Origin of the sequence: Streptomyces sp. NPDC032198, from assembly GCF_040636975.1 — a bacterium.
Lineage (GTDB): Bacteria > Actinomycetota > Actinomycetes > Streptomycetales > Streptomycetaceae > Streptomyces.
This window is the reverse complement of sequence record NZ_JBEZVL010000028.1, coordinates 13,735-33,764: the sequence shown is the minus strand read 5'-3', so window position 1 is coordinate 33,764 and position 20,030 is coordinate 13,735. Positions and strand designations below refer to the sequence as shown.

Annotated in this window: 23 protein-coding genes; 10 read left to right on the top strand and 13 right to left on the bottom strand. The window is 70.7% G+C overall.

What is annotated here, in order from left to right; translation table 11 throughout:
• From AB0E78_RS41355 to glgB, 3 genes are all read left to right on the top strand, one after another.
• Positions 1–441, top strand: a 441-nt coding sequence (locus tag AB0E78_RS41355; RefSeq protein ID WP_361844717.1) for an alpha-glucosidase C-terminal domain-containing protein, incomplete at its 5' end; no start/stop codon positions are given.
• Between the two features lie 14 nt (positions 442–455).
• Positions 456–1,802 (top strand): maltokinase, encoded by a 1,347-nt coding sequence (locus AB0E78_RS41350; protein WP_361844713.1) that lies wholly within the window; start codon positions 456–458, stop codon positions 1,800–1,802.
• Between the two features lie 85 nt (positions 1,803–1,887).
• Positions 1,888–4,155, top strand: coding sequence for a 1,4-alpha-glucan branching protein GlgB (glgB, locus tag AB0E78_RS41345; protein WP_361844710.1), 2,268 nt, complete (start codon positions 1,888–1,890; stop codon positions 4,153–4,155).
• 242 nt (positions 4,156–4,397) lie between these two features.
• On the opposite strand, the gene AB0E78_RS41340 is transcribed toward glgB, so the two are convergent.
• The 5 genes from AB0E78_RS41340 to AB0E78_RS41320 form a co-directional block, all read right to left on the bottom strand.
• Positions 4,398–5,006 (bottom strand): hypothetical protein, encoded by a 609-nt coding sequence (locus AB0E78_RS41340; RefSeq protein ID WP_361844707.1) that lies wholly within the window; start codon positions 5,004–5,006, stop codon positions 4,398–4,400.
• Positions 5,007–5,066: 60 nt separating this feature from the next.
• Positions 5,067–5,474, bottom strand: coding sequence for a RidA family protein (locus tag AB0E78_RS41335; RefSeq protein ID WP_361844705.1), 408 nt, complete (start codon positions 5,472–5,474; stop codon positions 5,067–5,069).
• A 177-nt stretch (positions 5,475–5,651) separates the two neighbouring features.
• A complete protein-coding gene (locus AB0E78_RS41330; protein ID WP_361844702.1) occupies positions 5,652–6,449 on the bottom strand; it encodes an NAD(P)-dependent oxidoreductase in 798 nt (265 codons plus the stop codon).
• Positions 6,450–6,514: 65 nt separating this feature from the next.
• Positions 6,515–7,642: a winged helix DNA-binding domain-containing protein gene (locus AB0E78_RS41325; protein ID WP_361844700.1), complete on the bottom strand. Its 1,128-nt coding sequence runs from the start codon at positions 7,640–7,642 to the stop codon at positions 6,515–6,517.
• A 202-nt stretch (positions 7,643–7,844) separates the two neighbouring features.
• A complete protein-coding gene (locus AB0E78_RS41320) occupies positions 7,845–8,453 on the bottom strand; it encodes a DinB family protein (RefSeq protein ID WP_361844697.1) in 609 nt (202 codons plus the stop codon).
• 98 nt (positions 8,454–8,551) lie between these two features.
• Here AB0E78_RS41320 and AB0E78_RS41315 point away from each other — a divergent pair, with 98 nt between their 5' ends.
• Positions 8,552–9,553 carry a WYL domain-containing protein gene (locus tag AB0E78_RS41315; protein WP_361844694.1) on the top strand — a complete coding sequence of 334 codons (1,002 nt, stop codon included), beginning with the start codon at positions 8,552–8,554 and terminating at the stop codon, positions 9,551–9,553.
• A 23-nt stretch (positions 9,554–9,576) separates the two neighbouring features.
• Here the strand turns inward: AB0E78_RS41315 and AB0E78_RS41310 are convergent, their stop codons facing one another.
• Positions 9,577–10,002, bottom strand: a complete 426-nt coding sequence (locus AB0E78_RS41310) for a hypothetical protein (RefSeq protein WP_361844691.1) — start codon at positions 10,000–10,002, stop codon at positions 9,577–9,579.
• Between the two features lie 39 nt (positions 10,003–10,041).
• Positions 10,042–11,193, bottom strand: coding sequence for a hypothetical protein (locus tag AB0E78_RS41305; protein WP_361844688.1), 1,152 nt, complete (start codon positions 11,191–11,193; stop codon positions 10,042–10,044).
• Positions 11,194–11,474: 281 nt separating this feature from the next.
• On the opposite strand from AB0E78_RS41305, the gene AB0E78_RS41300 reads away from it, so the two are divergent.
• Positions 11,475–12,086, top strand: a complete 612-nt coding sequence (locus AB0E78_RS41300) for a dihydrofolate reductase family protein (RefSeq protein ID WP_361844685.1) — start codon at positions 11,475–11,477, stop codon at positions 12,084–12,086.
• 27 nt (positions 12,087–12,113) lie between these two features.
• Here AB0E78_RS41300 and AB0E78_RS41295 read toward each other — a convergent pair whose 3' ends face one another.
• On the bottom strand, positions 12,114–13,295 hold the full coding sequence (locus AB0E78_RS41295; RefSeq protein WP_361844682.1) for a hypothetical protein: 1,182 nt from the start codon (positions 13,293–13,295) through the stop codon (positions 12,114–12,116).
• Between the two features lie 231 nt (positions 13,296–13,526).
• Between AB0E78_RS41295 and AB0E78_RS41290 the strand changes: the two genes are divergently transcribed.
• The 3 genes from AB0E78_RS41290 (at position 13,527) to AB0E78_RS41280 (ending at position 14,889) form a co-directional block, all read left to right on the top strand.
• Entirely contained in the window at positions 13,527–13,979 is a 453-nt protein-coding gene (locus tag AB0E78_RS41290) for a hemerythrin domain-containing protein (RefSeq protein ID WP_361844680.1), read from the top strand.
• A 107-nt stretch (positions 13,980–14,086) separates the two neighbouring features.
• Positions 14,087–14,251 carry a DUF5993 family protein gene (locus tag AB0E78_RS41285; RefSeq protein WP_361844677.1) on the top strand — a complete coding sequence of 55 codons (165 nt, stop codon included), beginning with the start codon at positions 14,087–14,089 and terminating at the stop codon, positions 14,249–14,251.
• The gene (locus tag AB0E78_RS41280; protein WP_361844674.1) at positions 14,251–14,889 is read left to right on the top strand and encodes a disulfide bond formation protein B; all 639 of its coding nucleotides are present in this window, start codon (positions 14,251–14,253) and stop codon (positions 14,887–14,889) included. Before AB0E78_RS41285 ends, AB0E78_RS41280 begins: the two co-directional genes overlap by 1 nt.
• 11 nt (positions 14,890–14,900) lie before the next feature.
• Here the strand turns inward: AB0E78_RS41280 and AB0E78_RS41275 are convergent, their stop codons facing one another.
• Positions 14,901–15,113: a hypothetical protein gene (locus tag AB0E78_RS41275; RefSeq protein ID WP_361844672.1), complete on the bottom strand. Its 213-nt coding sequence runs from the start codon at positions 15,111–15,113 to the stop codon at positions 14,901–14,903.
• An 88-nt stretch (positions 15,114–15,201) separates the two neighbouring features.
• Complete coding sequence (locus AB0E78_RS41270; protein WP_361844669.1) at positions 15,202–16,188, bottom strand: helix-turn-helix domain-containing protein; 987 nt, start codon at positions 16,186–16,188, stop codon at positions 15,202–15,204.
• Positions 16,189–16,257: 69 nt separating this feature from the next.
• Between AB0E78_RS41270 and AB0E78_RS41265 the strand changes: the two genes are divergently transcribed.
• Positions 16,258–17,241: an NADP-dependent oxidoreductase gene (locus tag AB0E78_RS41265; protein WP_361844666.1), complete on the top strand. Its 984-nt coding sequence runs from the start codon at positions 16,258–16,260 to the stop codon at positions 17,239–17,241.
• 93 nt (positions 17,242–17,334) lie between these two features.
• Here the strand turns inward: AB0E78_RS41265 and AB0E78_RS41260 are convergent, their stop codons facing one another.
• Positions 17,335–18,354, bottom strand: coding sequence for a Gfo/Idh/MocA family oxidoreductase (locus AB0E78_RS41260; RefSeq protein WP_361844663.1), 1,020 nt, complete (start codon positions 18,352–18,354; stop codon positions 17,335–17,337).
• Positions 18,355–18,452: 98 nt separating this feature from the next.
• Positions 18,453–18,917 carry a DUF6194 family protein gene (locus tag AB0E78_RS41255; protein ID WP_361844727.1) on the bottom strand — a complete coding sequence of 155 codons (465 nt, stop codon included), beginning with the start codon at positions 18,915–18,917 and terminating at the stop codon, positions 18,453–18,455.
• A 32-nt stretch (positions 18,918–18,949) separates the two neighbouring features.
• Between AB0E78_RS41255 and AB0E78_RS41250 the strand changes: the two genes are divergently transcribed.
• Positions 18,950–19,711, top strand: a complete 762-nt coding sequence (locus tag AB0E78_RS41250) for a MerR family transcriptional regulator (protein WP_361844725.1) — start codon at positions 18,950–18,952, stop codon at positions 19,709–19,711.
• Here AB0E78_RS41250 and AB0E78_RS41245 read toward each other — a convergent pair.
• Entirely contained in the window at positions 19,702–19,947 is a 246-nt protein-coding gene (locus AB0E78_RS41245; RefSeq protein WP_361844661.1) for a DUF6479 family protein, read from the bottom strand. The genes AB0E78_RS41250 and AB0E78_RS41245 overlap by 10 nt on opposite strands.
• Between the last annotated feature and the right edge of the window lie 83 nt (positions 19,948–20,030).

The window sequence follows — 20,030 nt, the reverse complement described above, 5'->3', positions numbered from 1 at the left end:
TGCGACCCCGGACGCCTCTACCTCCCCACCATCATGGACCCGGTCTACGGCTACCAGGTCACCAACGTCGAAGCCTCCATGTCCTCCCCCTCCTCGCTCCTGCACTGGACACGCCGGATGATCGAGATCCGCAAACAGAACCCCGCCTTCGGACTCGGCTCATACCTCGAGCTCGCCTCCTCGAACGCCTCCGTCCTCGCCTTCCTGCGCGAGTACAAGGACGACCTGGTCCTGTGCGTGCACAACTTCTCCCGCTTCGCCCAGCCCACCGAGCTCGACCTGCGGGCCTACGACGGCCGCAACCCCGTCGAACTCATCGGCGGAGTGCGCTTCCCCGCCATCGGCGAACTTCCCTACCTCCTCACCCTCGCCGGACACGGCTCGTACTGGTTCCGGCTCTGCGAAAGCGAGCCTCGTCGGACCGTGCGCATTACCAAGTGATCGGACGTGACGTCATGTCTTCGCCTCTGCTGCTGTCGCACGACACCCAGCCTCATCCCATCGCCGGCCCGACGCTGGCGGCACTGTTGAGCCGCTGGCTGCCACGGCAACGATGGTTCGCCCACCGGGAGCGTGCCGTCACCGGCGTCTCCGTGACGGCCGCGACGGAGCTGGCCCCCGACATCTTCCACCTGCTCGTACGGGTCGAACAGAGCGGTCTCCCCCAGGACTCCGCCTGTTACCAACTGCTGCTCGGCGCCGCCCCCGATCTGCCGCCCCGCCTGGGTGAGCGTCTGCTGGGCCGGATGGAGGGCTCCCGCGGGCACGATCTCCTGGTCTACGACGCGCTGTACGACCCCCGGGCGACGATCCTGCTCCTCGACCGGATACGGCGTGGCGGCGTGATGGGTGCGCTCCGCTTCGAGTCGTACCCCCGCTCCGCCGTCCCGGCGGGACTCATGCCGCACGTCCTGGACGTCGAGCAGTCGAACACGTCCATCGTGTACGGCGATGAGGTCATCCTGAAGCTGTTCCGCCGCGTCCAGCCCGGCATCAACCCCGACCTGGAGATTCCGGGGGTGCTTGCCCGGCACGGGTACACCCGCGTGCCGGCGCCCGTCGCCTGGTTCCACACCACCCAGCCGTTCTGGGGCACCTTGGGCGTCGTGCAGCGCTACCTCCCGCGAGCGACGGACGGCTGGACCCTGGCCCTCCAATCAGCGCTCTCCCAGGGCGACTTCACCGACCACGCGCGGGAACTGGGCGCCTTGACTGGCGAGTTGCATGTGGCACTCGCCGAGTCGTTCCCCGTGGGCGAGCCCGCCTCGGACCACCACACGCGTCTGGCCGACCAGATGACCCATCGGCTGCTGCACGCGGCGGCCACCGTGCCGGCCCTGCGCTCGCACGTACCGGGCCTGCGCGAGGTCTTCATCAGGCTCGCCACGGCCGACGGCGGCCTGCACCTGCAGCGCATCCACGGCGATCTCCATCTGGGGCAGGTGCTGCGCGCCGACGGCCAGTGGCATGTCGTCGACTTCGAGGGCGAGCCCGCCAAACCTCTGGCGGAACGGCGTGCCGACCGCTCCCCGATCCATGACATCGCGGGCATGCTGCGCTCCTTCGACTACGCCGCCCATGTCGAGAAGGCGGCACGCCCGGAGTGGGCCACGCGCTGCCGGACGGCCTTCTGCGACGGGTACGGCGCGACGGGCCTCTTCGACCCGCAGGACATCCCGGTGCTGCTGCACGCACACGAGGCCGACCGGGCCGTCTACGAGGTTCTCTACGAGTCGACGCACCGCCCTGACTGGATCACCGCCCCCCTGCGGGCCGTCGCACGTCTTGCCCGCCACGAGTGACCGCCCACCACTCACCTCCCAAGCCCCCCCCCACACAGCTGACCGCTCACCAATGACCGGACGTCCGGTTCGAGGAGCAGCACCCATGGCCGTCACCGACGTGTCCCCCGCCGCCACCGCCGTCCGCGGCGCGTGCGCGGTGCCCCCACTGACCGCCGCCGACCGGGAACGGCTGTTGCGCGGCGCGCATCACGACCCGCACGCCGTCCTCGGAGCGCACCCCGTGCCGCACGGCGTGCACCTGCGCTGCCTGCGTCCGGGCGCGCGGGCGGTGTCCGTCGTGACGGACGGCTGCACGTGGGAGCTGCACGACGAAGGAGGCGGCCTGTTCTCGGGCGGTATTCCGGCACCGGGCGGCAGCCGGGCCGGCGCATGCGCGCCCTACCGGCTGCGCGTGCACTATCCCGAGGCCGTCATGGAGGTGGAGGACCCCTACCGCTTCCTTCCCACCCTGGGCGAGCTGGATCTGCATCTCATCTCGGAGGGCCGCCACGAGGAACTCTGGACGGCGCTCGGCGCGCACGCGGGTGAGTACCAAGGGGTCCAGGGCACACGATTCGCCGTGTGGGCCCCGAACGCGGCCGGTGTGCGGGTCTGCGGGGACTTCTGTCACTGGGACGGAACCGCGCTGCCCATGCGGTCACTCGGGTCGTCGGGCGTATGGGAGCTCTTCGTGCCCGGCCTGGGTGAAGGGGCGATGTACAAGTTCGAGATCACCCGAGACGACGGCTCCCGTACCCAGCGCGCGGACCCGATGGCACGCCACACGCAGACCCCGCCGGCGACGGCGTCCGTCGTGACGCGCAGCCACCATGAGTGGGGCGATGCCCACTGGATGGAGCACCGGGCCGACCTACCGGTCCACGCGGCTCCCATGTCCGTGTACGAGGTGCACCTCGGCTCGTGGAGACCGGGCTCCACCTACCGCGAGCTGGCGAAGGAACTGACCGACTACGTACTGGAGCTGGGGTTCACGCACGTCGAGCTGATGCCGGTCGCCGAGCACCCCTTCGGCGGCTCCTGGGGCTATCAGGTCACCGGCTTCTACGCCCCCACCGCACGCTTCGGATCTCCCGACGACTTCAAGTACCTGGTCGACACGCTGCACCGGGCCGGGATCGGCGTGCTCCTGGACTGGGTCCCCGGCCACTTCCCGCGCGACGAATGGGCGCTGGCCTCGTTCGACGGACGGCCTCTCTACGAGCCGCAGGATCCGCGGCAGGCCGAGCACCCCGACTGGGGCACCCTCGTCTTCGACTACGGCCGCAAGGAAGTCCGCAACTTCCTTGTCGCGAACGCCATTTACTGGTGCCAGGAGTTCCACATCGACGGCCTGCGCGTCGACGCCGTCGCCTCCATGCTCTACCTCGACTACTCGCGCGAGGAGGGGGGCTGGTCGCCCAACGCCCACGGCGGACGCGAGAACCTGGACGCGGTGGCCTTCCTGCAGGAGATGAACGCGACGCTCTATCGCCGCTGCCCCGGCGTCGTCACCATCGCCGAGGAGTCCACCGCGTGGGACGGGGTCACCCGTCCCACGGACCAGTCGGCGGCGGCCGGGCTCGGGGGCCTGGGCTTCGGGCTCAAGTGGAACATGGGCTGGTCCCACGACTCCCTGGCCTACATCGCCCACGAGCCCGTGCACCGCAAGTACCACCACGACGAGATGACGTTCTCGATGGTGTACGCCTACAGCGAGAACTACGTCCTGCCGCTCTCCCACGACGAAGTCGTGCACGGGAAAGGGGCGTTGGTCGACAAGATGCCGGGCGACTGGTGGCAGCAGCGCGCCAACCACCGCGCCTACCTGGCGTACATGTGGGCCCACCCCGGCAAGCAACTCCTCTTTATGGGCCAGGAGTTCGCCCAGGGCGCCGAATGGTCGGAGCTCGAAGGGCCCCAGTGGTGGGTGCTCGAAGAGAATCACCCGGCACACCTGGATCACCGCGCGATCCAGCATCTCGTGGCCGATCTGAACCACCACTACGTCACGACACCGTCCCTGTGGGAGGAGGACACCTCCCCGTCCGGCTTCACCTGGGTCACCGCCGACGCCGCGGAGGACAATGTCTTCGCCTTCCTCCGCCACGCCTCCGACGGCAGCCCGCTGCTGGCCGTCTTCAACTTCTCACCGGTGGTCCGCCACGACTACCGGCTGGGCGTACCCCCCGAAGCGGGCGGCGCCTGGGAGGAGATCCTCAACACCGATGCGTCGCGCTACGGCGGCGGCGGAATCGGAGACGACGGCCCCCGTCAGCGGGAGCCCCACCCCGACCGCGGCTTCGCCGCATCCATCACCGTGACGCTTCCCCCGCTGTCGGCCCTGTGGCTACGGCCAATCGAGTCCGCGTGACGCACCGCTTCTCGTCTAGATTCGCGGAGTGACTGACCCCTCTTACCTCACCGCGATCCGGGAGTCATACGACACCGTCGCCGCCGACTACACCCAACACGTCAAGAAACCAGACCAGTTGGGCCTACTGTCACGCGGCATGCTCGGCGTCTTCGCCGAACTCGTACGGGCGTCCGACGCCGGTCGCGTCGCCAACGTGGGGTGCGGTCCCGGCCACGTCACGGCACACCTGAAGGCACGCCTCAGACTTGCGACTGCTCCTGCGGGTCCTCGCTCAGGAACTCCGTGACCAGTTCGGGCGGGTTGGCGGAACGGGTCATGGCGAACATCTCGTCAGGGTCGAACATGTCGTAGAGGATCACCGGCAGGGGACGTCCGAGCACACCGACAAGCTGGCCGTCCTCATGGAGTTGGCGCGCCAGGTCGACGCAGAGCTCGCGAAACTGTTCGGCGAGCGCTTCGCCGCGCTCGTCCTGCTCCTGCTCGGAGAGGCCGCCCTCGTCGTCCTCCTCGTACCAGAGACCTTGGGCCACCGCTTCCTGCCGGTGCAGATCGGAGCCGACCGGATCGTGCGCGGGATCATGGCCGATGACGCGGACACCCTCCAGCCCCGACGGCGGGAAGTAGGCGTAGTTCCAGCGGCTCTCCCACGCCTCGGTGTGCTCCGTCCCCGTGTTCGCCTGGGCTACCTGGGCCTCGGTGTTGTAGCCGATCGCCAGGTACGGGAACCTCGGGTCCTGGTCGACGCTGTCGATCCGGAACGTGACCGCGTAGATGTCGGAGATCAACTCTTCTGGGAACTCCGCCAAGGTTCGCGCGGCCATCTGCGCCATGTGCTGCCCGAATGACATCAACAGCTCTTCTCCTCCACCGTGTTACGACAACGGGCCCCGAGCGAGGGCCGCTTGCGCTCAGTCGATGACCGCGGTGGCTTCGACCTCCACCAGATGTTCGGGGACATCCAGTGCCGCGACGCCCACCAACGTACCCGGGGGTACTGGAGTGACGCCCAATTTCGCGGCCGCCCGCGCGACTCCCTCTCCGAAGAGGGGCATCTTGTCAGGAGTCCAGTCCACGACGTACACGGTCAGCTTCGCCACGTCGTCGAGGGAGGCGCCGACCCCGGCGAGGGCGGTGGCGACGTTGAGGTAGCACTGCTCGACCTGAGCGGCGAGATCGCCTACGCCGACGGTGACCCCCTCGGCGTCCCAGGCGACCTGCCCCGCGAGGAACACCAGCTTCGACCCCGTCGCGACCGACACCTGACGGTAGGCGTCGATCTTCGGCAGCCCGTCGGGATTCACCAGAGTGATGGCCATGCTGTCTGTCTCCTAGTCACGGACCAAGGCCCCCCTTGGCCTCCAGTAGTTACTGGGAAACCCTAGGAGAGTGCCCGCTGACGTGGAAGAACGCACTTTCCGGTGCCTGGGGAACCTTTTGGTGACCGTGGAGTTCAGGCTGATCAGCCCCCGCCCCGCCCTGCCCTCGCCCCCGCGTCAAAGGTGCTTCAGCGTGAACTCGGGTGAGGCGTAGGCACCGGCCTGGGGTGCTGACGGGTCGGCCGGAGTGTCGGCGCCCGGGATGCGTGACGCGTGCGTTTCGGCGTCGTCGAGGGGTGTGTAGTCGAGTTCCGTCCTGTCCGGGAGCTCCCAGAAGCGCCGGGTGTTGGCGGAGACGGCGTAGACGGCGCTGAATCGGGTGGTCGGCGGGGCGGTCAGCGCGGCCCGGATATAGCCGACGGCATCACGGGGGCTCAGCCATGTCGCCAGGTGGCGCGGCTCGGTGGGTGTCTGCTCGAAGCTGCCGATGCGCAGACAAATCACTGACAGGCCGAACTTGTCGGCGTACAACCGCCCCAGGGCCTCCAGTGCCGCCTTGCTCACCCCGTACAGGCCATCGGGGCGCACGGGCTCCTGGGGGCCCGTGAGGTGTCCGGTGGGGTAGAAGCCGGTCAGACGGTTGCTGCTGGCCAGCACCACTCGTTCGATCCCGGTGCGCCGCGCGGCTTCCAGGACGTGGTGGGTGCCGAGCACGTTGGCTTCCAGCAGGTCGGGGAGGGGAGCCTCGTCCGGCACCCCTCCCAGGTGGAGCACGCAATCGGCTTCCGCGAGCGCCGACTCCACGGCTGCGGCGTCCCGCAGATCGACGGTGTGGGCTTCTTCGTTGTCGGCCACCGGCTGGATGGGAACGCGGTCGAGCAGCACCAATCGGCTCGCCTCACCACGCAGCGCCTCACGCGCCACCGATCCGATGTTCCCTGCCGCGCCCGTGATGGCCACCGTCCCGAGTACCACTGCGCTCCCCCTCTGATGTCGACAGTCCCCTGACCCTGCAACAGTCGGTTCCGGCGAACCATCCGTCAAGGCAAGGCGACTTCACCGATCCGTACGCCGTGGACGCCGTCACCGGAGTCGGCAGAGTCGGCGGAGTCGGCAGAGAGGAAGGACGCCAGCGCCTCTCCCTCCTCCGTGACCGCCGTGCGATCCGCGCGGGAGAAGCGGGCCAGCGGGGTGACCGTCACCGTGCCTGCGTCGGCCGTCCAGGTGGCGGCGACCCGGCCGTCGACCAGGACGACGCGGGCGCCGGCGACGGAGAGGCCGCGGTGGGCGTCGTCGATGATGCGCGTGCGGTCGTGGTAGCCGAGGATCGCGTTGTCGAACGCCGGCAGGAACCGCACCGGGGCCGGTGTGTCGGGGTCCGGACGTGGCGCGTCGGGGAGGTCGAGCAGTTCACGGCCGCGCTCGTCCCTGAAGGTGATCAGCTCCTCGCGCACTGCGGCGACGGCGGCAGGCAGTCCGGCGAGCCCGCACCAGGCGCGCAGGTCGGCGGAGGCCGCCGGGCCGAACGCGGCCAGGTAGCGCCGGAGCAGCGCCTGCCCCACGGGATCGGAGCCGTCCGGGGACGGCGGGTCGGCCTCGCGCTCCAGCCAGGACGACAGCGGGACGTTGCGCACTCCTGCCTTCGTGCGCCAGAGCCCGCGCGGCGGCAGCTGCACCATCGGGACGACGGCCATCAGCATCTCCGCCAGTGCCCGCGGCCCCGGCTCGGGCCAGCGCTCGGCGAGCTCACGCGCGAGCTGGGGCATCGAGCGTGGCTCACCGTCGGCCAGGACGGCCCGGCCCGCTGCCGCGAGCTCGTCGAGGTCCGTCCCGTCGAGTTCACCACGGTAGACCCCGAGCACCCGTTGACGCAGCATCGCGTCGTGGCGGGCGCGCCAGGCCAGGGCGTCGTCGGCGGTGACGAGGTGGACGGTGCGGCGCATGAGGTGCGTGCGCACCACGCGCCGCTGGACCAGGTGGTCCGAGAGCTCCGCGGGGTCGAAGGCCCGTAGCCGCGACCAGAGGCCGAAGAACGGCTCCTGCGGTTCCTGCGCCTGCAGACCACCGAGGTGCGCCACCGCGTCGAGGGTCGGTGTGCCGGACCGTTCCAGGAGCAGCTGCCGGGCGAGCGTCGCGCGGTTGAGCGCCCGGGTGTCGAGGACCGTCATCGGAGGCCTCCTGCGGCGTGCTGGGTTCCCGGGGCCGGGTCGGTCGGCCCGAGTACGCGCGTCTTCACCAGTTCGCGCCTCTTCACTGTGACGCCTTTCCTTCGGTCGGTTTCGTGCTGGACCAGCAAGCCCATGGACCTGGCCGGCCGGGCGGCGGCTCGCCGCCCGGCCGGCCAGGGAAATCCACCGGGGCTCCGCTCGCTCAGCCCGCCTTCCGGCCGTCGAGCGCCTCCCGCAGGATGTCCGCGTGCCCGGCGTGCTGGGCGGTCTCGGCGATGACGTGCATCAGCACCCCGCGCACGCTGCGTACGGCTCCCTGCTCGTGCCAGGGGGCCTCCGGCAGCGGGTGCGTCGCCGAGAGGTCGGGTACGGAGGCGATGGTCTCCGCACTGCGGGCGGCGACGTCCTCGTAGCGAGCGACGATCGCGGCCAGCGTCTCGCCGGGCAGCATCCGGAAGTCGTTCTGGTGGTCGATCGCCCATTGCGGGTACACGCGGGCGGTACCGGCCGCGAGGTCGTCCCAGGTGACCCCGTCGGGCAGGTCGTAGGGCATCGCCGCCGGGCCTTCGACGACGAAGCGCAGCCAGCCCTCCTCGATGGACGCGACATGCTTGATCAGCCCGCCCAGACACAGCGCGCCGACGGTCGGCTGCTGCCCGGCCTGCTCGTCGCTGAGCCCACTCACCGTGGTGAGCAGGGCCGATCGCGCGCGGGCGAGTGCGGCGAGCAGATCGGTGCGCTCGGCGTCCAGGGACGGGGCGGGTGTGGGCGTAGGAGTGGGGGTGGAGGTGGGCGTGTGCGTGCTGGTCACTGTGATCGGGCCTTTCGGTCGTGCTCGTTGTGCGGCAGGTACGACCCTCGCAAGAGAAGCGGTCAGATTGTGGCCGCTTCTCCAGGCACCATGGAGTCATGCCGAAGACCTCAGGGCGACTGCTCTCGCTGCTCTCCCTGCTTCAGGCACGCCGGGACTGGCCGGGTGCGCTGCTCGCCGAGCGGCTGGGCATCAGCCCGCGCACCGTACGGCGTGATGTCGATCGCCTGCGCGAGCTCGGCTATCCCGTGGTCGCCCTGAAGGGGCCCGACGGGGGCTATCGCCTGGACGCGGGCGCTGAACTGCCCCCGCTGCTGTTCGACGACGAGCAGGCCGTGGCCCTTGCCGTCGCCCTCCAGATCGCCACCACCACCGGCGCCGGCATCGAGGAAGCCTCCGCGCGTGCGCTGACCACCGTCCGGCAGGTCATGCCCGCCCGGCTGCGTCACCGCATCGACACGCTTCAGGTCACCGCCGTCCAGCGGCCGTCCGCAGCGCCGGACCCTCAGGTCAGCGGCGACGTGCTCATGGCGCTCAGCACCGCCGTGCACGCCCGCGAAGTGCTCCGCTTCGACTACGCCCCCGTATCCCCGCCGGAGGCCACCGACGACGACAGCGCCGGTCTTCCTCCCCGCCGGGCCGAGCCCCACCACCTCGTCACGTGGGGCTCGCGCTGGTATCTCGTCGCCTGGGACCTCGACCGCGTGGACTGGCGCACCTTCCGCGCGGACCGGATCACCCCGCGCATTCCTACGGGGCCCCGCTTCGCCCCGCGCGAAGTGCCCGGGGGTGACGTGGCCGCGTTCGTCGCCGGCCGGTTCCAGGGCTTCGACGGCTCGGGCGACTGGCCCTGCCGCGGCGAGGTGATCCTCGGCCTGCCCGCGGCAGCGGTGTCCCGCTACACCCGCGAGGGGATCGTCGAGGAACTCGGCCCGGACCGCTGCCGGCTCGTCCTGGGGTCGTGGTCATGGCCCGGTCTGGCCGCCGCCATCGGCAGGTTCGACGCCGACTTCGAGGTCGTCGGCCCGAGTGAACTCAAGGACGCCTTCGCCCACTTGGCTCGCCGTTATGCCAACGCCGCTTCCCACACGCCCACTTGACGAGTCCGCCCCAACGGCGCCGATCACGCCATGCGCGGGCGCTCCCGATACGGGAGCCGCGTGATCGCGGCAGACACGGCCAGCCCGAGCGTGACCCCGACGGCGGCGGCGAAGGTCTCCGCCCATGCGGCGTCGAGGGAGCCGGGCAGGACGGCGCCGGTGAGTCGGGCCGCACCGAACAGGACGGCCACCGCGGCCAGCGCGGCCGGCCAGCGGTGCCGTACCCCTTCGACGATGTCGTCCGCGACATACAGGACGAGCATCACCGCCATGAGGTAGGAGCCGCCGAACTCGTCGTCCCACCCGAGCGCGGTGAACCCGGCCCCGACGACGAGCACCGACAGCCAGATCCCCACCAGCCGCAGAAAGGATGTGGGGTGCTTCCGTCTCACGTCACGCGGGAGCCAGAAGAACCGCGTGACGTGCTGCTTGACCGTGTACTTGTCCATGCGACACGTCCTGTTCCCCCGCAGTGATGTCGGCGCGTCCTACTTGTTCGGGTCCCGGAAACGGCCGAACGCCTTGGTCAGTGCGCTCAGCGGCGAGCCGTCCGCCTTGACGTGGCCCGGCGCGGACGGCCGGGGCACACCGTCGCCACCGGTCACCTCGGCCAGCGCGGCCTGCGCCGCGTCGGCGGCCTGCTGATACAGGTCACGGGAGTGCGTCATGGCCTCGAGAGCCTCGGCGTACTTGGTGACCATGTCCTGGGCGTGGGTCAGCTCCTCGTCCGGGGTGAGCAGGTGCCAGCCCTGGCGCAGCCGGGTCAGGGCGCGCTCGGCCTCGGCGGGCAGCGGTCGCGGCAGCGCGGCGAACTCCTTGATCCTGTCGAGGAGTTCGGTCGGTTCCGTGCCGTCCAGGAAGACGCTGCGCACCGTCATGTGGTCCGCGTCGTACCCCGCGGTCTGCGGCTCCGTGGGCAGGATGACGGCGCCGCCGCGCGGCATCCGCACGCTCAGCTCCCGCTTCATCGCGAAGTCGGCGATCTGTGCCTGCTCCGGCGTGCCCCGGTGCTCGACCACCCGGTGGCGCAGGCTCGGCGGCAGGAACGTCGAGACCGGCTTCTGGCCGATCGCGTCCGGCGTCATCGCCTCGTGCACCACGAGGTGGATGTACCAGCTCTGGCGGGTGCACTCCCGCAGCCGGCGGCGCAGCTCGTCGTCGTCCTTGGGCAGGTGGTTGGTCGTGCGCAGGCGCACACCGGGCACCGTGTCGTGGTCCCAGGCCACCCGGTCGCTGTCGGGCCAGAACATGAGGGCGGGCGAGGGCCAGTGCGCGTCCCAGGCTCGCTCCGCCTCGGCGGCGAGGACCCAGGTGACGCCCTCACCTTCCCTGCGGCGGGTCTCGGCGTCGTACAGGGTCAGCTGGGCGCGGACCGTGACGTCGTCCGCCACCCGCCATCGCGCCTCGAAGAGGCGGCGGGCGGCCGGGCCGGGGTCGGCTGACTCGTCGCGCGGATGCAGGACGGTGGAGCGGGCCGCCTCGACGGGGTCGAGGTCCAGGAAGTCGTCGAGCACCCCGGCCGCCTTGAGGGCGATCAGGTTGCGCCGGACATCCTGCTCGGGCTCGGGCCCGAGGTGGCGCCCGCGCCCCAGCCACGCGGTGTCGGGGACGGTGGTCGAGGAGCTGCTTTTCTTGGCCATGGAGTCGTTCTGTGAGTGGTCGGGGCCCGACCAGTATGGCCCGTGGATCTGAGGAGGGAAGCGGTACCCCGCCCACGGCTTCGACACGCCGGACGGATCGTACGTAAGGCATCAAGCCGCTTTGATCCAGCCATCGCAGGTCAAACGGGGGCGGCCACATCCGGCGGCCTGATCCCCGGGAACAAGGAATCGACGGCGCCCGGACCGATGAGTCTTCGCGCGGCACGATGTCTGAAGAGTGAGGGGGACGGACACGTTCCCGGTCAGGAGAGTGGTGCGCGATGAGGTTGGTACTGCAGGAATTCCTTTCCCTCGACGGCGTCTACCAAGGCCCGGGGGCGCCGGACGAGGACACCAGTGACGGCTTCACCCGGGGCGGCTGGTTCGTGCCGCACCTCGACGACGAGTTCGAACAGCTGGTCGGCACGTGGCTCCGTCAGGCGGACGCGTTCCTGTTCGGCCGCCGTACGTATCTGAACTTCGCGCGCGACTGGCCGAAGATGACGGAGCACCCGTCGGCCGCGTTCCTGAACGGACTGCCGAAGTACGTCGCCTCCCACAGCCTGACCACGGCCGAGTGGGACCCGACCACGATCCTGTCCGGGGACATCCCCGCCCAGGTCGCCGAGCTGAAGCGGCAGCCCGGCCGTGAGCTGCAGATCCACGGCAGCGGACGGCTGAGCCAGTCCCTGCTGGCCGCCGGTCTGGTGGACGAACTGCGCCTGGCGATCGCGCCCGTCGTCGTGGGCACGGGCCGCCGCCTGCTGCCGGACGGCGGCGCGCCGGCCGGCCTGCGGCTCCTGAGCAGCGAGACGACTCCGGGCGGGCTGGCGATCCACGTCTACGAGTCGACGGGGCTTTTGCAGTACGGAACGTACGGGGCCGAGGTGTAGCCACTCCCGGCAGTGGGGCCCGGAGGGTCAGCCGCCGCGCTTCAGGTGTACGACGACGGGGGCGCCGAAGGGGTCTCCGGACTGGTTGACCTGGACGTGCCCGGCGCCCAGCCATTCGTCGGTGCCGGGCACCCGGTGTATCTCCTTCAGCCACAGCGACTGGTTCGAACCCTTGCGGGCCCCTGTCGACAGGGGCAGGCGGTGGCGCTTGATCTTCACGCACCGGCCGTCATCGGTCAGGTACCGGTTCCCGTCGAGGAACAGACCCTCGTCGTCCTGCCCCACCGGGGTCCGCAGCGCGCATCCGCCGGGCGCGTCCTTCTGGTCGACCCACCTCGAGCCGTCCCGGCGCAGCCGGATGAACTCGTCCGCGGGTTCGTTCTCGACCTCGCCGTGATTGAAGGAATTGCTGCCGTACGCGCGCACCTCGCCGCCGGCGAGTGCGAAGACCTGGCCGAGGCCGGCGCCGGGCTCCGGCGGGAGCGGCTCCTCGAAGCGGGCCCGCGGAGTGTCCACCGCCTTCCAGGAGGTGCCGTCCCAGTGCATCGATGCGGGCTGGCTGTAGCGCTCTCCGGAGCCCTCGATCCGGGTGCCGGGACCGGTCGAGCGGCTGCCCACCGCCCAGACGTCGTCCGGCCCCACCACGGCGAGGTCGGAGGCGCCGTACGGCAGCCGGGTCGTGGTCCAGCGGGTGCCGTCCCAATGCTGGGCGGTCCGCTCACTGTCGAGCGCCCAGATGTCGTCCGTGCCCGCGGCCTCGAAGTCCCCGACGTTGCCCGGCGGCGGGCTGGGCACCGCGGACCAGCGGCTGCCGTCCCACTCGGCCCAGCGGTTCACGGCGTTGCCGGCCTGCGAGGTCCGCGGCCGCAGCCACAGGGCTTTTTCTCCCACCTCTTCGAGAAAGGGCGGGGAGGTGCTGGCGCCGAGGGCTTCGGGCAGGGGCTCGCGTTTCCACTTCGTGCCGTCGTAGTGCAGCAGGTGGGCGTTGGACTCGCCGTTGTTCTCGGTCGCGACCGCCCAGATGTCGTCCTCGGCGAGGACGGCGACATCGGCGAGCTCTCCGCTGAAGTCCGCGATGTGCTCGAACTCCCAAGTGAGGGAACCCGCGGAGCCCTTCGCCCGGTCATCCCCCCGCGAGCCGCCCGGACCGGAGTCCGTGCCACACCCCGCAACCGTGAGTAAAGCGGCCAGCACGGCGACGGCCGCCACTCCCCTGTGCCTGATCCCCGCAACGCCGCGAATGACCGCTCCCCTTGTCGCACCTCAGCAAGTTGCCGCATCTCAGCGAGCGGGCAGCCTACCTGGGGGCGGCGCCGGCCCGTCAGCCGATCAACCGGTCATCCCTTCAGCCGCTCAGCCAGTCGAGGGTAGGCGCGCAAGTTGTCCGGCGCATGCGTGGCGTCTCGCCGGAGGGGCGGGCGCTCGCCTAGAAACAGGTTCATGTGTCACTACTGCGGTTGCCGAGAGATCCCGCTCATCAAGGAGTTCATCGCCGAGCACGAGCGCGTCACCGATGCGGCGGGCGATGCGCTCCGTGCACTGGAGCAGGGCGACACCGCCCGGGCACGCACACTCGTGGACGTCATGGCCCGCGAGCTGGACGCGCACTGGCGGGGCGAGGAGAACGGTCTGTTCACCGTGATGCGCGAAGATCCCGAGTACGCGGACTACATCGCGAGCCTGGAGCGTGAACACCGCGAGCTCGCAGCCCTGTTGCCCGCTCTCGACCTGTCGGACCCCGACGACGTACGCGCCCTCGTCGAAGCCGTCGACGAGCTGCACCGGCACATCGCCAAGGAGGAGGACGGCCTGTTTCCGGCCTCGCTCACCGCGCTCGACGGGGAGGAGTGGAACCTCTCGATGGCGGCCTGGCGTGAGGCGCACCCCGGCTGAGCATGGCAGAGCGCGGGCTGGTCGGGTTGGTCCCTTCCCGTGGACCCGTGGCGCGTCCCCATCAGCCTGCGGCTGGGGGGTCACCGCCCCGGATACCTTCCGCGGCCATGGACACCCTCATCTTCGGCGGCCTCCTGGCCACCCTGTACGCGCTTCACCGGCAGCGGTCACGGGCCGTGCTGCTCGGCGGCTGGTGGGTCATGCTCGCACTCACGATCCTGCTGCTCGCCCACCACATCACCAGCGGACTCAGGCTGGGGCTGAGCTACTGATGAGCACACTGACGTCCCCGCTCGCGGGCACCGACCGCTCCCACCTGCTCGGCAGGGTCCAGTACTGGTTCGCCTGCTTCTTCGCCGTCGGCTGGACCGGTGTGGTCTGCGGCGGGCTCGGCGTGCAGTTCATCTCCTGGGACTATCCGTGCCCGCTGTGCATGGTGCAGCGCATGTTCATGCTGCTCGCCGCGCTGGGAGCGGCGTACATCGTGCGCCGGGGCATGACCGGCAGCATCGCGGGCCGCGACTACATGATGGGCTGGGGTCTTGCCCTGGTCGCCGTGATGTGCGGCGCCTTCGCGTCCTGGCGGCAGACGATGCTGCACATCCTGCCGGGCGACAAGGGGTACGGCGCCCCCGTGCTGGGTCTGCACATGTACGTATGGGCGTGGATCCTCTTCATGGCCTCGGTGGTCGCGATCGGTGTCGTGCTGGCCTTCGCCCACTCCACGGCCGACACCACGGTGCCTACGTCGGGGGTGTACGGCATGGCGGGCACGGTCGTGCTCGGCTTCCTCGCTCTGGTGATCGCGGTGAACCTGGTCGCCGTCTTCCTCCTGGAGGGCTTCCACTGGTTCCTGCCGGACGACCCGGACCGCTACCGCTTCTTCCACGACGTCGGGATCACCGACTGAGCGAGCGGGCGCTATGCCGCTTCGTAGTGGTGGGCCCGGCCGCCCCGCCACTTCACCCACGCCGGATCGTCGAGCAGGACTTCCGCGTCCGGCAGCCCGGCCCGGCGCAGGAACTCGATCACGTCCGCGTCCGAGTGCGCGAGGCCGAGAATCTGTCCGCGCGCAGTCACTCTGCGCCCGCCCGTGGGCGAGAGCGCGTGGACGATTATCGGCGCGGTCTGCATGTATCCAGGGTGCTCCGTGTCGCGCACTCCAGCACTCCGGGCCGCCGGGAGCCGCGAGCGGACCCGCCGTCCGGCGCGGCGGCACCGCCTACGCGCCGCCCGCCGCCACTCCCGCCTGGAACGTCTTCCGGTACATCTGCGGCGACACTCCGATGGCCGCCTGCAGGTGCTGCCGCAGCGAGGTGCCGGTGGCGAAGCCGACCTCCGCGGCGATCCGGTCGATCGACAGGTCGCTGGACTCCAGCAGATGCCGGGCCCGGTGCACCCGCTGCTGGATCAGCCATCGGCCGGGGCTCGTGCCCGTCTCCTCCTGGAAGCGGCGGGCGAAGGTGCGCGGGCTCATCCGGGCGTGCGCGGCCAGCTCCCGCAGGGCGAGCGGCCGGTCGAGGTGCTCCAGGACCCAGGCGCGGGTGGCGGCGGTGCCGGTGGCTCCCTCGTCCGGGACGGGCTGTTCGATGTACTGGGCCTGGCCGCCCTCGCGCCACGGGGGTACGACACAGTGCCGGGCGACGCGGTTGGCGACCGTACTGCCGTGGTCGGAGCGCACCACGTGCAGGCACACGTCGAGCCCGGACGCGGCGCCCGCCGAGGTGAGCACGTCGCCGTCGTCGACGAACAGCACGTCGGGATCCAGGTCGACGTGGGGGAACAACTCCCGGAAGTGGTCCGCCAGGGCCCAGTGCGTCGTCGCGGGCCGCCCCTCGAGCAGACCGGCCGCGGCCAGCGTGAACGCCCCCGTGCAGATGGACACGAACCGCGTGCCGGGCCTGACCCGGGCGAGCGCGTCGCGCACCGGCTCCGACAGGCCTGCGGTGATGTACCGCAGGTCGTACGGCGGCATGACCACCGTGTCGGCGCTCGCCAGCGCCTCGGGACCGTGCCCGACGGTGATGGTGAAGTCGGCGTTGGTGGCCACCGTGCGTTCCTCCGTCGCCGCGCAGGTCAGCACCTCGTAAGCCCCTGGGACCAACGGGAAGACCCTGTTCGGGATGCCCAGCTCGAAGGGGTAGACGCCATCGAGGGCGAGGACGACCACGCGGTGCGGGCGATCGGCGAGGAATTGCGTCGAAGCCATGGCACGATCCTATCGCTTAATGGCAATCTTGCCATTGCCCAGGTCAGCCCCTTGCCGCAGGCTGGACCCATGACCAACAACACCGCCTCCCAGCCCACCGAACCGACCCGGCCGACCATGCGGGCCATCAGCCAGGACGTCCTGGGCGATCCCGAGGTGCTCAAGGAGATCGACGTCGCCCGCCCCGAGCCCGGCGTCGGCCAGATCCTCGTCGCCGTGCACGCGGCGGGCGTGAACCCCACCGACTGGAAGCACCGCAGGTTCGGCGCCTTTCTGGGTGAGCCGCCGTTCACGCTCGGCTGGGACGTGTCGGGCGTCGTCGAGGCGGTCGGCATCGGCGTCTCGCTGTTCGCGCCGGGCGACGAGGTGTTCGGCATGCTGCCGTATCCGTACGGCGCCGGTTCGCACGCCGAGTACGTGACCGGTCCCACCCGCGCCTTCGTGCCCCGGCCCGCGGGGTTGAGCCACGTCGAGGCGGGCGCGCTGCCGCTGGTTTCCCTGACCGCCTGGCAGGCCCTGGTCGACAACGCCCAAGTGGAGGCGGGGCAGCGGGTGCTGGTGCACGCGGCGGCCGGTGGTGTGGGCCACGTGGCGGTGCAGATCGCCAAGGCGCGCGGCGCGTACGTCATCGGCACGGCATCCGCCGCCAAGCACGACTTCGTGCGCGGCCTGGGCGCCGACGAGGTCATCGACTACCGCAGCGCCGACTTCGTGAAGGAGGCCCGTGACATCGACGTGGTCCTCGACCCGCTGGGCGGCGAGGACCGGCTGCGCTCCCTGGAGGTGCTGCGGCCCGGCGGCATCCTGGTGTCGATCCTGCCGGGCAACTTCGGCGAAGTGGCCGAGCGCGCCGCCGCGTTGGGCGTGCGGGCCACGGACATGCTGGTGGAGCACGACCAGGCGGGCATGGCGGCCGTGGCGGCACTCGCCGAGTCCGGACAACTGCGGGTCCATGTCTCGGACACGTACCCCCTCTCGGAAGCCGCCAAGGCGCACGCGGAGGGCGAGACGGGCCGCGTCACGGGCAAGCTGGTGCTCACGGTCCGCCCGTAGGCACCGCGAGGACCGCGGGGCGGTGGGGGCGGCACCGATCCGGTGCCGCCCCCACCGTCCTGCCGCACAGTCCGCCGACAGATGGCCGGCCGTCTAGGCGTAGAAGCCCGGTCGCTCGGCCAGCTCGACCCCGACGCGCCCGCCCTCCCGCTGGGAGGCGACGCCCGCCTCGCAGACGGCCGCGGCGGCATAACCGTCCCAGGCGCTGGGGCCGGTGATCTCACCTCTGCGGGTGGCATCCACCCAGGCCTGCACCTCGCGGTCGTAGGCGTCCTCGAAGCGCTCGACGTAGTCCGGCGGGACATGGCCTCCCCAGCGGCCGTCGGCGCTCACCCGTGGGCCTTGTTCGTCCCCGATGCGCACGGTGCCCCGCTCGCAGACCGCCTCGGCCTGGACCTGGTAGCCGTATCCGCAGTGGCCGAAGATCTCGACGTCGACGAGCGCGCCGGACGCGGTCTCCAGGAGGATGAACTGCGGGTCGTTCAGGCCGGCCGGGGCGAGCGACGTCGCCTTCGGTTTGTGCACGGTGACCGCGGCGATCTCCTGGCCTAGCAGCCAGCGGGTCGCATCCACCTCGTGGGAGACCGAGCTGGTGATGAGCATCTCGTCGGTGAACCCCGGGGGCATGGCCAGGTTGCGGTGGCGTTGGTGCAGCATCAGCGCCGCACCCAGCTCACCGCTGTCGAGGAGCTCTTTGAGCTTGACGTACTCGGCGTCGTAGCGGCGCATGAAGCCCACCTGGATGCGCCGGTGCCCGAGCCGCTGCTCCGCCTCCAGGATCCGCAGGGAAGAGGCCGTGTCCGGAGTCATCGGCTTCTCGCACAGCACCGGCAGATCATGGCCGAGTGCGTCGACGAGGGCCGCCTCGTGGGCAGGGCCGGGCGAGGCGATGAGTACGGCATCCACCTCACCCGACGCCATGGCGGCCGCCGGTTCCGTGTAGGCCGTGCAGCCGTCGATCGTGGCGGCCAGGGACTTCGCCCGCTCCGGTTCGATGTCGGCGACGGCCGCCACCCGTGCCCCGCTGATGACCTCGTGGAGCCGGCGCACATGGTCCGCGCCCATCTTCCCGGTGCCGATGACGGCCACACCGAGTCCTCGCTGAGATGCCATGACGGTGGTGTCTCCCCTCCCGGTGAAGGACTCTCCCGCACCTCATCTCCTGCGAGAGAACCCTCCATTGCGCCATGGCGTCAATGCCGCCCCCTCCGTCAGGTCGTCCTCTCGTGTCGTCGCGCGAACCGGGCACGAGCGGCCTCGTGGGCGTCGCGCAGAAGCCGTACGACGGTGGCCGTCGTGCGCTCACCGGGATTGACGACGCAGATCCAGCCGAACGTGCCGTACACCGGGTGCGGCAGCACCTCGTCGGCGGCCGCGAAGTCGCGGGGGCGGCCGAGGCTGCGCGGCTCCTCCCCGGTGAGCTCCTGGAACACCGCACGGTCGACGTGGATGTTCACCCGCCAGCGGCCAGGCGGGGCGAGGTCGGATGCGGTGTCGTCGGGGTAGTCCTTGGTGACGATCGTCCCGTACGGCTGGACGGTCGTGGGCAGCCGGCCGTCGGGCGCGTAATAGAAGAAGGCGTCTCCCCACGCGAGCTCGGGGACATCGCTTCCCTGTCCCGGGGCGAATACGAGCACGCCGTCGAAGCCTCGCACGGTCGCGATGATCTGTTCCATACTCATGGTTCAAGCATCACGTTCAAGTGCTTATGTGGGGTTGGCCGGTGAGCGGGACCGCGAACGGCGTGCAAGGAGCAGTGCTCAGAACTGTCGATGTCTCCAGAGCATCGGGGTACTCAGTGCAACAGGTGCGCGACCTGGAGCGACTGGGAGTCATTCCCCCGGCCGCGCGATCGAGCAACGGCTACCGGTCCTACGCACCTGTCCACGTGCACGCTCTGCGCGCCTATCGGGGCCTTGCCAGTGCGGTCGGACCTGTCGCGGCCCGGCAGATGTGCGCGGAGCTGCGGACGGAGACGCTCTCGGCGGCTGCCGCGGCGATCAACGCGGTGCATGTCCGGCTTGCGCGGGAACGGGATGAGGCGCTGCGCGCGCAGGAGGCGTTGCGCGCGATCCGCTCCGAGGCGGGCGCGGCCGGGTTCGAGCCCGAGGGTGACGCCATGACGATCACGGAGCTCGCCGGAGCACTCGCCGTACGCCCCTCGGCCCTGCGGTTCTGGGAAGAGGAAGGGCTGGTCGTCCCCGAGCGCGTGACGTCACTGCGAGCACGTCGCTACGGCCTCGCGGCGATCAGAGCGGCCCGCATCGTCGCGGCCCTGCGCGCCACCGGATACGGCATCCCCGCAGTGCGCGACATCATGCATTCCCTGCGCCAGCTCGACGGCGTGGGAGCGACGGAACGCGTCCTGCAACAGCGCCTCGACGAGATCGCGGCGAAGACCGTGGCGCTGCTGCGGGCGGGCTCCGACCTGGCGGCCGTCGTCACATCGGTTCGGCCCGGTCAGGGGTGAGGGTGCCCCTGGTCGGGGTCGTCGTCGGGGGTCTGCCAGGTGGTGCCCCGCTGGGCTTCGCCGCTGGCGGGCTCCTCGCCGGGGGCGGGAGTGGTGGGCTGTGTCTCGCGGGCCGCGCGGCGCCGTCCGCTGACGAACATGGCGAGCAGGCCCAGGACCACGGCGACGCCGACGATGATGAAGACCAGCGAGCCGCCGCCCTCGATGGCCAGAACGGTATAGCTGTGAGTGCGCATACCACCCGTCTACCCCATTTGTGGCGAAAACGCTCCCCTCGCTAGCCCTACCGGCCTTCTGTGGCCTCCCCGGCCTGCCCTTC

Bases quoted from the DNA above. Each gene is read 5' to 3' on its own strand.
- AB0E78_RS41350 (WP_361844713.1), top strand. From the start codon at position 456: ATGTCTTCGCCTCTGCTGCTGTCGCACGACACCCAGCCTCATCCCATC.
- glgB (WP_361844710.1), top strand. From the start codon at position 1,888: ATGGCCGTCACCGACGTGTCCCCCGCCGCCACCGCCGTCCGCGGCGCG.
- AB0E78_RS41340 (WP_361844707.1), bottom strand. From the start codon at position 5,006: ATGTCATTCGGGCAGCACATGGCGCAGATGGCCGCGCGAACCTTGGCG.
- AB0E78_RS41335 (WP_361844705.1), bottom strand. From the start codon at position 5,474: ATGGCCATCACTCTGGTGAATCCCGACGGGCTGCCGAAGATCGACGCC.
- AB0E78_RS41325 (WP_361844700.1), bottom strand. From the start codon at position 7,642: ATGACGGTCCTCGACACCCGGGCGCTCAACCGCGCGACGCTCGCCCGG.
- AB0E78_RS41315 (WP_361844694.1), top strand. From the start codon at position 8,552: ATGCCGAAGACCTCAGGGCGACTGCTCTCGCTGCTCTCCCTGCTTCAG.
- AB0E78_RS41310 (WP_361844691.1), bottom strand. From the start codon at position 10,002: ATGGACAAGTACACGGTCAAGCAGCACGTCACGCGGTTCTTCTGGCTC.
- AB0E78_RS41305 (WP_361844688.1), bottom strand. From the start codon at position 11,193: ATGGCCAAGAAAAGCAGCTCCTCGACCACCGTCCCCGACACCGCGTGG.
- AB0E78_RS41300 (WP_361844685.1), top strand. From the start codon at position 11,475: ATGAGGTTGGTACTGCAGGAATTCCTTTCCCTCGACGGCGTCTACCAA.
- AB0E78_RS41290 (WP_361844680.1), top strand. From the start codon at position 13,527: ATGTGTCACTACTGCGGTTGCCGAGAGATCCCGCTCATCAAGGAGTTC.
- AB0E78_RS41285 (WP_361844677.1), top strand. From the start codon at position 14,087: ATGGACACCCTCATCTTCGGCGGCCTCCTGGCCACCCTGTACGCGCTT.
- AB0E78_RS41280 (WP_361844674.1), top strand. From the start codon at position 14,251: ATGAGCACACTGACGTCCCCGCTCGCGGGCACCGACCGCTCCCACCTG.
- AB0E78_RS41275 (WP_361844672.1), bottom strand. From the start codon at position 15,113: ATGCAGACCGCGCCGATAATCGTCCACGCGCTCTCGCCCACGGGCGGG.
- AB0E78_RS41270 (WP_361844669.1), bottom strand. From the start codon at position 16,188: ATGGCTTCGACGCAATTCCTCGCCGATCGCCCGCACCGCGTGGTCGTC.
- AB0E78_RS41265 (WP_361844666.1), top strand. From the start codon at position 16,258: ATGACCAACAACACCGCCTCCCAGCCCACCGAACCGACCCGGCCGACC.
- AB0E78_RS41260 (WP_361844663.1), bottom strand. From the start codon at position 18,354: ATGGCATCTCAGCGAGGACTCGGTGTGGCCGTCATCGGCACCGGGAAG.
- AB0E78_RS41255 (WP_361844727.1), bottom strand. From the start codon at position 18,917: ATGGAACAGATCATCGCGACCGTGCGAGGCTTCGACGGCGTGCTCGTA.
- AB0E78_RS41250 (WP_361844725.1), top strand. From the start codon at position 18,950: ATGTGGGGTTGGCCGGTGAGCGGGACCGCGAACGGCGTGCAAGGAGCA.
- AB0E78_RS41245 (WP_361844661.1), bottom strand. From the start codon at position 19,947: ATGCGCACTCACAGCTATACCGTTCTGGCCATCGAGGGCGGCGGCTCG.